This is a genomic window from Candidatus Magnetaquicoccus inordinatus (assembly GCF_004217665.1).
GTDB classification, from domain to species: Bacteria; Pseudomonadota; Magnetococcia; order Magnetococcales; family Magnetaquicoccaceae; genus Magnetaquicoccus; species Magnetaquicoccus inordinatus.
Genome location: NZ_RXIU01000107.1, coordinates 1 through 12,319 on the forward strand (window position 1 = coordinate 1; position 12,319 = coordinate 12,319).

Sequence of the window (12,319 nt, forward strand, 5' to 3'; positions counted from 1 at the left end):
ACGTACCTCCGTTGGTTGGCCATTGTATCTGGCTTACCCGAACGAGGCAATTGTTACATTCCGTCTGAGGCAACACAATGGCGACATCAGGCTGGAACAATGTTTTGCCGGCAGAGAAATGGCCGGAAATGATGCGCAGAAAAAGGCTCTCTGTCTGGCGATTCTATGCTGGATCAGGTTAGGCAGAGGTTAGGCGGGCTGGCAATAGCGGACAGCAACACAGTGGTTGAGGGTGAGGCGGAGGTTAGGCAGAGGTTAGGCGGGGTACTGCAACTGGCGAAACATGGCGTTTACCGCAAGAGTTGGATACACCCTGCCGAGTACACAAAAAAATCGCCCCACAAGGGGGCGACAATTTCAACCCGGCAAAGCCGATATACCCCGGGTCCGTTATCACGATAGATCATCAAGTATCATGTCGTCGCTCTCTATCTCCCGGTCGGCAGTGGCGCGCTTGCTGCCGTATCCCTTGCCACTACCTTTGCCCAACTTGGCAACAGGAGTGGTATAGGAGATCGATGGTGTACCGTCGGTAGCGGCACGGCTTCTTGCAGGCAGTCCGGCTTTGTTGCGGAGTTGACCCTCCAATTCGCTGAACATGGTCGGATTGTCCATAAGAAATTTTTTGGCGTTTTCCCGCCCCTGACCGATCCGCTCGTTGTTTCTGGAATACCATGCGCCTGATTTTTCCACCATATTGGCCTCGACGGCCAGATCCAGCACTTCTCCAGCCAACGAGATGCCAGTCCCATAGTCAATGTCAAAATCAGCACTGCGGAAAGGTGGTGCCATTTTGTTCTTGACCACCTTGACTCTTGTCCGGTTGCCGACCACATCTTCCTTGTCCTTCAGTGCGCCGATACGGCGAATATCCAGGCGGATGGAAGCATAAAATTTGAGGGCGTTTCCGCCAGTAGTGGTTTCCGGGTTGCCATACGCATTACCAATTTTCATGCGGATCTGGTTGATGAACAGCACAATGGCGTTGGATCGGGAGATGGAACCGGTCAATTTACGCAACGCATGGGACATGAGTCGGGCATGGAGACCGACATGCGCGTCACCCATGTCTCCCTCGATCTCTGCCTTGGGTGTTAACGCGGCTACCGAGTCGACCACCACCAAATCGACGGCACCGGAACGTACCAGCATGTCGACAATTTCCAGAGCCTGTTCGCCGGTGTCCGGTTGGGAAACAAGCAACTGATCCACATCCACGCCCAATTGGCGAGCATAGGTGGGATCCATGGCGTGTTCGGCGTCGACGAAGGCGGCAACACCGCCAAGTCTCTGAGCCTCGGCGGCAATGTGCAATGCCAGCGTGGTTTTCCCAGATGATTCAGGTCCAAATACTTCCACAACCCGTCCCCGTGGCAGGCCGCCGACACCCAGTGCCGTGTCTACTCCCAGGGATCCGGTGGAAATGACTGGGACCGACTGAACCGTGTCCAGTGACATACGCATGATGGCACCCTTACCGCATTGCCGTTCGATTTGGGCAATGGCGGCATCAAGGGCTTTGGCTTTATTACTATCAAGTGCCATATTGGCTCCTATTCATAATGAAAGTTGATGACTGTTGTGAATCAGAGAAATTCTCTGTGGTTGACATAGAAGAAGCATTCGACAGGACATTTCGGCTCCTCCCTTACGCTTTGCTCCACACATCAACCAGGTCGCGCACCTTTTTGCGCGTATCTGAAGGCAATGATCTGTATTTGCAAAAGAAAACTTGGTCGACTGCCTCATAATCGGGTTGTTCCATGTCTTCGTCTACCAAGTAGGACGCTGTGATATCCAACGCTTGAGCGATGCGGAGCAGGTTGTCTGCCGAGGGACGTGGAATTCGTCCCCGTTCCAACTCCCAGAGATAGCTTTTGCTGGACCCCGTCAAAGCACCCAGTTGGTCCAGGGTCATATTCTTTTCCTTGCGCAGGGTATGGATCTTTTCTCCCAATGGCACGGACATAGTTGTTTCCTCGCTGCTTGGTGTGTTCAATATTTTACAACAAAAATTCTCAACCAGACGTGATCAAACCTTGAGCCAGCAGAAACCTCCACTGTACTCAATCAACTCCTTCCAATCAGGATGGTGGTTGAACACTTGGGACAGCGATTTGGATTTGGAGTCAATCTTCTGGAGTATCTCACGTGTATAACGTTTTGGATTGCTCAACCTCCATGCCTGATACAGCTCTCTGATGATGTCGCGTTGTTTCTCGCCGGTGAACACAAACACCCTGCCGTGGACTCTTATCGAGCTGTAATCAGGACTGGGTTGAACTGGCCCATGATCGGCATAAGGGCTGGCACTCTTCAGGGTACCATGGAGCAGTTCCAAATCGAGTGAATACCCACTGCCCATCTCCATAACCAGACGATCCAAACTGAGAATCCTATGCCCACCGGGCAATTCGGCATGCCTCTTTCCGGGCACCTTGTTGCTCAACACAAGCCCTGGCGACTTTCCCGTCCAGTCCAGAAAGGCGTCATATACACCCTCAAACACGTTCTCTCGGACAAGATCCTTGGCCAGGAATATCGCCGCCCTCTGGTGCCCAGCACGGATATATCCCAACTCCCACAAGCAATCAGGTATGATGACGCGAACCTGGGCCGTTGATTCAATCTCGACCAGATCACGGAGATGCTTCGCCATCCAGTCCAGATTAATGTTATAAGTTTTCATATCCTCATCTGGCACATCAATATCTAAAATGCCGGTTTCAGTCAGACAGGTATATTGGTAGGTGCGCGTTTCCGGATTCCATTCCGCATCCCTCCAGTCGGTTGGATCATCGCTCTCCCGATACGGCACCATCGTGGTAATCGGCCCATCGGTCAAGAACCCGGCAGCATACAGGGCTTTGATCTCCTCGGCGCGATTGATCATCATGCTGTTGTACACATTCTTCTTTGGAAAACCAAACAGCATCAATGCCGTTGTGAATGCCTTGTGCGTCAGTTGGCTATTCATGCTACACCTCCTGCACCAATCCCCAGAGTGGCAAATATTTCTCGCAGATCAGTCGTTCCCTTTTGGTTCTGCCTTTCAGGTCGCATCCATTGGGAAGACTGATTGACACACGGATAACTTGGCCCCTGCGGTTCTCCTGATTGGGACGAAATCGGATTGCCAAATCTGCCTGAACTATCTCTATTCCTTTCTGGCTGAGAACTCGGTGCTCCGGTTCTTTGGAAAATTCATAAAGACCGATATCTGCGTCCTCTCTCTGACCCAGCATGAACCACACCCCAGGATAGTTTGACATATGCACTTTCACGGCAAGCACCAAGACCGAAGCAATACCGTCCTCGCGGTCTGTCGAAAAGGTGCGCTGCGCGACCAACGAAGATAAATCGTATTGGCGCAGTGGAACACGCAACCCAATCATCCTCTGGCCCAGCATGACCTCGGAAAAAACGCGAAACAGCCGTGGCCTGTTTGTTGAGTCCAAACCGGCAACCTCTATGACACCATTATTCGGATTGTAGGTCAGCACAGCCTCCAGGACAGGACGCCTCGATTGCATTTCCAACGTACCGTTCTCGAATACCCACACCCCATCGGGCAATCCTTCACGGTAGATGACTACCTGGGTTATCAGTGGCGTAGGCTGGTTTGAACAAATCTGCTGCCGTTGGTACACCTCCACCTGTGCGTTCATCGTGTGGAACATCTCGCAAATCCGCGTCACAAATTCCCGGCGGCACTCTTCGTCGTCATGTACTGTCATCCCCTTCTGGGCAACAAAACTGGTCCATTTCTGCCCCAACCGGTTTCTTTCCGCAAAACGCACCTCTTCAGCCCGCCGGAAAGCTTTCTCATCATGCAAATACAGCCACATTGCCCGGTCATGGCTGTTGAAAAACGACTGCAATTTGCTGCCATCATGAATGACACCGGCGATGGATGACTGCCCAACTTCGTCAGTCATCTCTTCGATCCGCTCAAAATCCATCGCAACAACAGCATAATCGTCGCTCTTCAGACTCTCTACGGCCTTGAGCAATCGTTGGCTTGTCGGTGTTCTGTGATCCTGCCAGTTCACCAAGCCTCCCAAGTCAATGTGTCGTGCGTCGAAATAGCTGTGCAGGGTTGAAACAGGGGTTTTGCGTATCACACTGGCAACGGTCATCATCGGACATCTCCTCTCGCACTGGTCACTTTGTTATTATAATAAAATAATATATGTCATTAATGAATGGTTGCGCGCCCCAAATGACGCATCCGTGTGCATCAACATGCAAAAGCTGTCGGAATCTCTGCCCAACGGGTGGTATAGCGCGGTGTGCGGTTCGCCGCTCTTACTGCCCACCGCTGACGCACACCTTCACCAGCCATACGAATAATCTCCGCACCAAACCGTTTCCGCATCGCGTCCAATGTGTCCATCAAAGCAGCACTCTTACCATCCGCCTGCCGATCGGCAAACAGATCACCCTGCCTGCTGGCGGAATTCTCCAGCTCCATCAACAATACCCCTGCCTTGTGATAGGCATACCCGGGCTTGTAGATCATAGACAACCCACGCACGGCAATACGTGCAAGCCGCAACTCATCAGAAGTGGGGCTCGGCACTGGCATCGTTATTCCCTGCCGATATTGGGGATCACGTTCCCTGAACGGATTCGTCTGGATAAAAACATGGATCGCACCAGCAACCAGTCCTTGCCCCCTCATCCTCCGCACACCCCGACGTAAAAAGGTCAATACCGCTTCTCCCAGTTCATCCTGTGCATAGACAGCTTGGCCAAAAGATCGCGACGATTGAATCTGTTGTCGGGGTGGTGCAACTATCTCCAACGACAAACAGGAGACTCCTTTCAACTCCTGGACAGTGCGCTCCATCACCATTGAAAAACGCTTCCTCATTTGGCTGGAATCTGATCGGCGCAATAAAAGCACGCTCGTGATCCCCATCGCCCGCAACTTCTCTGCCCCTCGTGGTCCAACGCCCCACACCTCTCCAACCTCTATTTCAGCCAACAGGCGTTCCAAATCATCTGTCGCCATTGTGTTGAAATTGCATACTCCACTGTATTCAGGACGCTTCTTGGCAACGTGGTTGGCCAACTTGGCCAATGTCTTGGTCGGTCCAATCCCCACTCCAACCGGCAACCCTAGTGAGTCGGCAATTTCCCGGCGCATCATTTGGCCGACATCGGTGGCATCCGGCTCAACACCCAGGTCAAGAAAACATTCATCGATGGAGTACACCTCCTGAAAAGGGCTGAAATTCCCCAACAGGCGCATCATCCTCTGCGACATATCGGCATACAGAGCATAGTTGCTGGACAACCCAACAATCCCATGGCGTTGCGCCAGATCCTGCAGCCGAAACCAGGGTTCACCCATCTTGATTCCCAGTGCCTTGGACTCATTGGATCGAGCCACCGCACAGCCGTCATTGTTGGAGAGCACCACGACAGGCCTGTCCCACAACAACGGATTGAACACCCGCTCGCACGACACGTAAAAATTGTTGCCGTCTATCAGCGCGATATTCCGATTGGCACCCGATGTACAGACCATCTCACCACCCCCCATATCGCCAAGTCCTGCTCTTCCGTGACACAAATCTCCGGGTAATCTGGATGCGCAGACCGCAAAACAACAACACCCCGACGACGCACAAGTTGTTTCACCACAAAGCCACCGTTCAAAATTGCAATGACGACGCTCCCATCAGCAGCAGGCACGGCACGGTCCACCACCAAATAGTCGCCATGATGGATACCAAATCCATCCATGGAACACCCTTCAACACGCCAAAAAAAGGTGGTTGATGGGTGCTCAACCAACAACTGCTCAATGTCGAGTTGCTCCATCGCCTCGTCTTGTGCAGGAGAGGGAAAACCCGCATATACTGGACTGGTCATCACAGACACCCATATCTGCCTGGGTACTGAAGGCGATTTCATCACCGTTTCCCATACCGACGAACCAAGCCGGTTACCACGCCGAACAGGGATAAGGTACCTTTCGGCCTGATCACCGGGTAGTTTTCGTTGGCAGGATGCAACGTCCACTCCCTGCCTTCCCGAACCAATGTCTTGAGGGTAAATTCCCCATCCACCTCAGCTACCACCAGGGCACCACTATTCGCGGTTGAGCAACGCTCCACCACAACAAAATCCCCTTCAAGTATCCCGGCATCCTGCATGGAATCTCCCTTGACCGGCAACAACACCGTGCGCGACGGAGATCTAATCAGAAGGCTATCAATCAAAACAGGGTGGTCCGACGCATCTATCACGGTTTCTGGAAGGCCAGCTCGAACCGTGGCATCCACCAAGGGGCGTTCAAAAAATTGGTCAGTCGGCGCCCATTCACCATCCGGGGTGCGTTGCAGGTAACCAGTTTGTTCCAGCCGATGTAACAGCTTTGATACCGCCGATTTGGCCTTCAACCCCACAACATCACCCAATTTTGTATACGATGGCCATGTCCGATACCGGGCATAGTAGTCCCTCAATAGGTTCAGGTACTCAGCGTCACGATTTGGGGGTGCCATAGATCCAACCTCGGTTGATGTTTGACTGTGATTTATACTATAGAGAACGATTGTTCTTTATGTCAAATACAATCTCACGCCTCCTTCATTTTTTTGATTATGGCCAGTCAGGAATCAAACATCCCGCAATATCCCGGAAAGCCATTTGTTGGCCCGAAACATCCCCAACCAATTGAATAGGCTTAATTTTTCCGTTCGATGTCTTTATCTTCTACGGCAAGAGCAATCAGGAAGAATCTCTGCCCATGAAGGTATCGCTGATGACCAACACCCCCCACCCCACCAACATGACCTCCGACCAGCGCCTGGACGAAGTGGCCATCATTCTCGCCACCGGCACCAAACGCCTGATAGAAAAAGAGAAAACAGAGAAAATTTCCCTGGATAACTCGCCCAACCAATGGCTCCATGGTCGGAAATCACGACCAACCGGAGAAAGAACATGAACAACATCAGTGTCTTGAAGCGCCTTGCCGAACTGCCAAATCTGTCGACGACAGAACTACGCAAGAAGTGGGTGGAGTATTGCCAGTCGGAGCCCCCATCGTTCAACAAAACCTTCCTGGTTCGAGGTCTGGCCATTCGGTACCAGGAACTGGCCTACGGTATGTTGCCAAGCAGTGATGAACGGCGATTGAACAAACTGGCGGTTGAGGATGAAGAGCCAGAACAGATAAAGCTGCCCGCCGATCGCCTCATGCCTGGAATCAAGCTGGTGCGGGAGTGGAAGGGTGTCGAGCATTGCTGCACGGTCCTGGACAACGGATTTGAATATCTTGGCCGCCGCTTTGGCAGCCTTTCGGCGGTGGCCACGGCCATTACCGGCACAAAATGGAATGGTGCGGTTTTCTTTAAGCTGAAGAAACAAGGACAATAATCATGACAAAAAACAAACAAATGGTAACGCCAAAAGTGCTCTGCGCCATCTACTGCCGGAAGTCCACCGAAGAGGGTTTGGATATGGATTTTAACAGCCTGGATGCCCAACGGGAAGCCTGCGAATCCTACATCGCCAGCCAAAAGGCCGAAGGGTGGCACCTGCTGCCGGATCGCTATGACGATGGCGGCTTCACCGGCGGCAACCTGGAACGGCCTGCCCTGAAACGGCTGATGGCCGACGTTCAGGCCGGGAAGATCAACCAGATTGTCATCTACAAGCTGGACCGGTTGACGCGCTCCCTGATGGATTTCGCCAAGCTGGTCGAGGTCTTCGATCGCCACAATGTCACCTTCTCCAGCGTAACACAGCAGTTTTCTACGACGACATCTATGGGACGACTCACCCTGAACATGCTCCTCTCCTTCGCGCAGTTCGAGCGCGAAATTTCCGCCGAGCGCATCCGCGACAAGTTCGCCGCATCCAAGAAAAAGGGTATGTGGATGGGCGGCCACCCACCACTCGGGTACATCGTCCAGGAGCGCAAATTGGTGATCCACCCTACCGAGTCGGAGACGGTGCGCACCATCTTCCGCCGATTCATCGAAACCAACTCCGTCACCCAGCTCATCGACGAACTGGCCGAGTCGGGTGCGGTTGGCAAAAACGGTCACTCGCTCGACAAGGGTGCCATCTACCGCATCCTCGGCCATCACGTCTACGTCGGCGAAATTGCCTACCAAGGCGAAATCTACGCCGGTGAACATCAGGCGATTATCGATCGCGCCACCTGGGACGCTGTCCGCACCACGCTGGCCAACCACACGCCGGAACGGATGCGCAGTAAACGGGTTGACTCGCCTGCACCCCTGAAAGGCATCATCAGCTGCTCATACTGCGATCGCGCCATGAAACCCACCTTCACCCGCAAGGCCGGAAAACTCTACCGGTATTACACCTGCCAAGGCGCCGATAAAGGCGGAAGCACTGCTCCCTGCCCGCTGCGCAACGTGTCGGCTGGTGAAGTTGAAAAGACCGTTCTGAACCAAGTCCGTGGCCTGCTTGGCACGCCAGAGGTGATGCTCAAAACTTTCAGGGCCATGGACAACATCGATGAAACGGTGCCAGAAAGCAAGGTGATGGATTCGCTGCGCAACCTGGAAAGCCTCTGGGACGAATTGTTCCCCATGGAGCAGTCGCGCCTGATGCAATTGCTGGTTGGCAGGGTGAATGTCAGCCGCCAGGGCATCGATGTGACCATGCGCTCCGGTGGCCTGCAAAGCCTCCTGTCCGAACTCGAATAGAATGGAGAATGGCATGAAAGCAACCATGAGCAGCGATGGGGAGTTCATGACTGTACGCATCCCCATGCGTGTCAAACAAGGCAAAGTCCGGGCAAAGATCATTTTGCCACCTGATGCCGCTGACTGGGCACCGCCACCGCCGACACCACACCAAGCGATTCTCAAGGCGTTGGGTCGTGCTCGCCGTTGGTCCAAATTGATCCAGTCCGGCCAAGTCAAGAGCATGAAGGAACTGGCCGAACGGGAGCAAATGAACGACTCCTACATCTCCCGGATCCTGCGCTTGAACCAGTTGGCACCGGATATTGTCACTGCCATCCTGGATGGCCGACAGCCGGAGACGCTCACCCTGGCCAACCTCATGGAGCCCTTCTCCATGATTTGGGCAGAGCAGCGGGTGCAGTTTGGGTTTCCGGCGGTCAGTTATGACTGAACTGGAAAACGCATATCTGGCTTCGTCAACTGGAGAGTGGTAAAGTGGCCACCATCTCTGAACTGGCCGAGCGGGAGAATCTGGACAACTCCTACGTCGCCAAGGTGATGCGGTTGACGCTGCTGGCACCGGATATCGTGGAGATGATACTGGACGGAAGGCAGCCGGAGGCGATGACTTGGCGGGGGTTGGCGAAGGGGTTTCCGATGGAGTGGGTGGAGCAGCGCCGGTTGTGGGGGATAGGGTGATGGTGGTTGGTGCGGCTGCCGACATCCGTATCGGCATGAGCTCACGATCATGACGCCATATACGGAAACCCCTTCAAAGCACCTCGTGCAACCAATTCTATTCCATGGCGGGTTGCACGTTCCTGTGCCTGGGCTGTATAACTTCTCGCCGTTGTCACTGCCATCATGCGAGGATTATCCTGCCGATAGGCTGCCCGTGCCCGCAAGAGATCATCAACGGGTGATGCATCACAGTAGGGCCCTTGGCGGTGCTTGCATTGGATGATCAGAAACTCACCGGTTTGGGAATGCACAGCAATACCGTCTGCACCACCGTCCCCCGATTGGGGAGTACGTTGAGATCTGTATCCACTTGCCTGAAGCCGACGCAAAACCCAATTCTCGAATTGTTCAGGTGTCATGCGGTCCAATTCGTCCAAGTCCGTATCATCTGCTGATCTTTCACGATCGCCAATGCTGCCAATAGTCTCGCGGAACAGGGTCGATTGATCTTCCCCGACCAACACCGGCGGAACCAAAAGGTCGCGACTCAGAGCACGCTTTTTTTCCAATAATGCGTTTAACTTGATATCAAAACTGCTTTCCCCGATCTCGGGGTGAACCGCCATTGGATAATAAACCGTTACCCTCTTGCCTTGTCCAATACGATAAATGCGGTCAGTGCATTGGTCCTCAACAGCTGGATTCCACCAACGAGACAAATGAATGACGTGGTTGGCCGCAGTCAGTGTCAGGCCGACACCGCCCGCCTTTGGAGATAAAATCATCACGTCGAACTCGCCGTGACGATTCTGGAATGAGTCCACTGCCTTTTGGCGCTCTTCACCGCAGACTCTGCCATTGATGAGCATGGGCAGCTTGGTTAGATGAAATTCCCGCTTGAGCATGGCCGCCAGTGCCTCCTGCATGTCTAGGCTTTCGACGAACACCAGAGCCTTTTCCCTCGCATTCGCCACAGGGCGCAGGATTTCAAAAGTGGCCGCCAGTCGGGCAGACCAAGCGATATACTCGTCATGAGGAATACCATGGGCTTGCTGAGGATCGATTGGATGCAGAGACACCCCCCTCATGGCATGGAGAATCTCCAGCATAGCGCCAGGGCCAGACGCCAGACTCCCACGTGTGACGACTTCCGCATAGCTGTCTGCCTGCTTTCTGGGCATCGTCCTCGGCAACGGAACCGTTCTCTTTTCAGGCAACCCTTCGAGTTTGTCGACCTTCATGCGGCGGACCATAACGGGGGGCGATTCACCGACCGGGTCCAGCATAATCGAACGCAAACGTTTGAGAGCCGCAATCTTCTCTGGTGGATAGATGCCAGAGAAACTTTTCAGGTCGCCCAGATATCCCGGATAGGTCACATCCATGATGGCCCACAGGTCTTCAAGTCTATTTTCCACCGGCGTTCCGGTCATGGTCAGGTTAAAATCCGCATTAACCGTCTTGGCCGCCCGGGCAAGCTGGGACGTTGGGTTCTTGATCTTCTGAGCCTCGTCATAAACCGCCACAGCCAACCGTACCTTGGCGAACGAATGATGGTAATCACGCAGCGTTTCAAAGGTGGTCAGAATCCAATCAGCCTCCTGAAGACGGGTACTCTCAAGCAACGGCTGACCAAAATCCACGTCACGCCCGCTCCAGCTATCAACTCGGAGTTGTTTTAAGTCGTTACCGTAAGCGCGCACCGGAACTCCCAGACCCGGCGCACTCAAATGCCGTTCATGTTCCGCATTCCAGTTTGCCAAAAGACCCGTTGGAGCTATGACCATCATGGGCAGGCGTTCCATGCCAAGATGAGCACGAATGTCAGTCATCCACTTAAGAAATGTCAGCGCTAACAAAGTTTTTCCCAGACCCATATCATCCGCCAACAAGACCCCTGGAAATCCGGTACGCCATGCGGACTGCAGCCAGATCAAGCCTTCCTCCTGGTGCGGCTTGAGTGAAGTTAACAATGACAAAGGGATGCCGCCTACACCACTTGGCTCCCGAATAGTCAGGTTACGATGGTAAGAAACCTCCTCGTAATTCTCATCAACGATGAGAAAAAGCTTGCCAGATGGCACGTAATTCTCTTTGTTCCCATGGGCATCCGCGCCATTTTCCATGTTCAACTCGGTACCAACTTGGTCGACAGTTGGCTTGGCGAATCCCATCAACTGATCCAAAACATTCAAACTCGCCTGATTAGCAGGGACATCATGCTCTGCGATGCGGGCTGTACTATCACCACGAGCCATGGCCTCTGCCACCGTCCTCCGCGCAGGTTCGATTTCTTTGGAACCCAGTTCGATACGATGTCCCCCAATCTGGATGCCGAACCGCTCCGGCAGCCAACTGTTTGGCTCCCTCTTCAGCCAAGGGAGGATCGTAGACTGCCAGATCCCCAGGTCCACGACACGCTGTGAATATTGTTCGGTGGCGATAAACAGGTGGTCGGCAACTTCGACGGCATCGCCCAAAAATTCCTTGAGGTATGACTGAGGATTACGCGCAAACCTGCGACGGGTTTCGACATCCGAGGTTTGGACCTTGCGGACGATGGTCAACGCTTTCTGCAATCCCGGTTCGATATAAACATAATAATGATTACCCAAACCATAGCGGTCCCGGCACTCATCCCATTGCGTAAACCGCTCTTTAGAGAAGATCTCTTGCAAAGCCTCAGGCAACAGACTCTCAGCTTCGCTGATGGATGCTTCACCATCGGTATTTACCCAGGCTTCCTTGACACGCCGGGCAAACAGTACGGGATCGATTTGAAAACCATCAAACCCTGTATGAAGCCGCAGTGAAAAGGCGGCGGCATGCACAATCTTGGTGTTCCGAATGTAAGCGTCAGTATCTACCCCAGCGTCGTTACAGTCGGAAATCAGTTCGCGAAGAGTGGCCAAGTGGGCAAAACGTGTGCTGTCATCTTCCCCTGCAGCCTCATTGAA

The 12,319-nt window shown here is 53.4% G+C and carries 14 protein-coding genes; 6 read left to right on the forward strand and 8 right to left on the reverse strand.

The window, feature by feature from the left end; translation table 11 throughout:
• On the forward strand, positions 1 to 193 hold a 193-nt coding region (locus tag EJP87_RS18480; protein WP_227657551.1), incomplete at its 5' end, for a hypothetical protein.
• Between the two features lie 200 nt (positions 194 to 393).
• On the opposite strand, the gene recA is transcribed toward EJP87_RS18480, so the two are convergent.
• From recA to EJP87_RS09225, 7 genes are all read right to left on the reverse strand, one after another.
• On the reverse strand, positions 394 to 1,545 hold the full coding sequence (gene recA / locus EJP87_RS09195; RefSeq protein WP_130471572.1) for a recombinase RecA: 1,152 nt from the start codon (positions 1,543 to 1,545) through the stop codon (positions 394 to 396).
• A 103-nt stretch (positions 1,546 to 1,648) separates the two neighbouring features.
• Positions 1,649 to 1,969 carry a helix-turn-helix domain-containing protein gene (locus EJP87_RS09200; protein ID WP_130471573.1) on the reverse strand — a complete coding sequence of 107 codons (321 nt, stop codon included), beginning with the start codon at positions 1,967 to 1,969 and terminating at the stop codon, positions 1,649 to 1,651.
• 63 nt (positions 1,970 to 2,032) lie between these two features.
• Positions 2,033 to 2,977: a hypothetical protein gene (locus EJP87_RS09205; protein WP_130471574.1), complete on the reverse strand. Its 945-nt coding sequence runs from the start codon at positions 2,975 to 2,977 to the stop codon at positions 2,033 to 2,035.
• Position 2,978: 1 nt separating this feature from the next.
• The gene (locus EJP87_RS09210; RefSeq protein WP_130471575.1) at positions 2,979 to 4,142 is read right to left on the reverse strand and encodes a hypothetical protein; all 1,164 of its coding nucleotides are present in this window, start codon (positions 4,140 to 4,142) and stop codon (positions 2,979 to 2,981) included.
• A gap of 98 nt (positions 4,143 to 4,240) precedes the next feature.
• The gene (locus tag EJP87_RS09215; RefSeq protein WP_320412230.1) at positions 4,241 to 5,551 is read right to left on the reverse strand and encodes a Y-family DNA polymerase; all 1,311 of its coding nucleotides are present in this window, start codon (positions 5,549 to 5,551) and stop codon (positions 4,241 to 4,243) included.
• The gene (locus EJP87_RS09220) at positions 5,497 to 5,883 is read right to left on the reverse strand and encodes a LexA family protein (protein WP_193771259.1); all 387 of its coding nucleotides are present in this window, start codon (positions 5,881 to 5,883) and stop codon (positions 5,497 to 5,499) included. Before EJP87_RS09220 ends, EJP87_RS09215 begins: the two co-directional genes overlap by 55 nt.
• 41 nt (positions 5,884 to 5,924) lie before the next feature.
• Entirely contained in the window at positions 5,925 to 6,518 is a 594-nt protein-coding gene (locus EJP87_RS09225) for a LexA family protein (protein WP_130471578.1), read from the reverse strand.
• 245 nt (positions 6,519 to 6,763) lie between these two features.
• Here EJP87_RS09225 and EJP87_RS09230 point away from each other — a divergent pair, with 245 nt between their 5' ends.
• The 5 genes from EJP87_RS09230 to EJP87_RS09250 are packed head-to-tail and all read left to right on the forward strand — an operon-like array spanning position 6,764 to position 9,380.
• Positions 6,764 to 6,964: a hypothetical protein gene (locus tag EJP87_RS09230; protein ID WP_130471579.1), complete on the forward strand. Its 201-nt coding sequence runs from the start codon at positions 6,764 to 6,766 to the stop codon at positions 6,962 to 6,964.
• Positions 6,961 to 7,395: a DUF2924 domain-containing protein gene (locus EJP87_RS09235; RefSeq protein WP_130471580.1), complete on the forward strand. Its 435-nt coding sequence runs from the start codon at positions 6,961 to 6,963 to the stop codon at positions 7,393 to 7,395. Before EJP87_RS09230 ends, EJP87_RS09235 begins: the two co-directional genes overlap by 4 nt.
• Positions 7,396 to 7,397: 2 nt before the next feature.
• Positions 7,398 to 8,699 carry a recombinase family protein gene (locus EJP87_RS09240; RefSeq protein WP_193771260.1) on the forward strand — a complete coding sequence of 434 codons (1,302 nt, stop codon included), beginning with the start codon at positions 7,398 to 7,400 and terminating at the stop codon, positions 8,697 to 8,699.
• A gap of 13 nt (positions 8,700 to 8,712) precedes the next feature.
• A complete protein-coding gene (locus EJP87_RS09245) occupies positions 8,713 to 9,132 on the forward strand; it encodes a hypothetical protein (protein WP_130471581.1) in 420 nt (139 codons plus the stop codon).
• A 44-nt stretch (positions 9,133 to 9,176) separates the two neighbouring features.
• On the forward strand, positions 9,177 to 9,380 hold the full coding sequence (locus EJP87_RS09250) for a hypothetical protein (protein WP_130471582.1): 204 nt from the start codon (positions 9,177 to 9,179) through the stop codon (positions 9,378 to 9,380).
• 47 nt (positions 9,381 to 9,427) lie between these two features.
• On the opposite strand, the gene EJP87_RS09255 is transcribed toward EJP87_RS09250, so the two are convergent.
• Positions 9,428 to 12,319, reverse strand: a 2,892-nt coding sequence (locus EJP87_RS09255; protein WP_193771261.1) for an SNF2-related protein, incomplete at its 5' end; no start/stop codon positions are given.

What these genes read in the sequence shown, in the direction of transcription:
- recA (WP_130471572.1), bottom strand. Translation starts at nt 1,545, where the DNA reads ATGGCACTTGATAGTAATAAAGCCAAAGCCCTTGATGCCGCCATTGCC.
- EJP87_RS09200 (WP_130471573.1), bottom strand. Translation starts at nt 1,969, where the DNA reads ATGTCCGTGCCATTGGGAGAAAAGATCCATACCCTGCGCAAGGAAAAG.
- EJP87_RS09205 (WP_130471574.1), bottom strand. Translation starts at nt 2,977, where the DNA reads ATGAATAGCCAACTGACGCACAAGGCATTCACAACGGCATTGATGCTG.
- EJP87_RS09210 (WP_130471575.1), bottom strand. Translation starts at nt 4,142, where the DNA reads ATGATGACCGTTGCCAGTGTGATACGCAAAACCCCTGTTTCAACCCTG.
- EJP87_RS09215 (WP_320412230.1), bottom strand. Translation starts at nt 5,551, where the DNA reads ATGGGGGGTGGTGAGATGGTCTGTACATCGGGTGCCAATCGGAATATC.
- EJP87_RS09220 (WP_193771259.1), bottom strand. Translation starts at nt 5,883, where the DNA reads ATGACCAGTCCAGTATATGCGGGTTTTCCCTCTCCTGCACAAGACGAG.
- EJP87_RS09225 (WP_130471578.1), bottom strand. Translation starts at nt 6,518, where the DNA reads ATGGCACCCCCAAATCGTGACGCTGAGTACCTGAACCTATTGAGGGAC.
- EJP87_RS09230 (WP_130471579.1), top strand. Translation starts at nt 6,764, where the DNA reads ATGAAGGTATCGCTGATGACCAACACCCCCCACCCCACCAACATGACC.
- EJP87_RS09235 (WP_130471580.1), top strand. Translation starts at nt 6,961, where the DNA reads ATGAACAACATCAGTGTCTTGAAGCGCCTTGCCGAACTGCCAAATCTG.
- EJP87_RS09240 (WP_193771260.1), top strand. Translation starts at nt 7,398, where the DNA reads ATGACAAAAAACAAACAAATGGTAACGCCAAAAGTGCTCTGCGCCATC.
- EJP87_RS09245 (WP_130471581.1), top strand. Translation starts at nt 8,713, where the DNA reads ATGAAAGCAACCATGAGCAGCGATGGGGAGTTCATGACTGTACGCATC.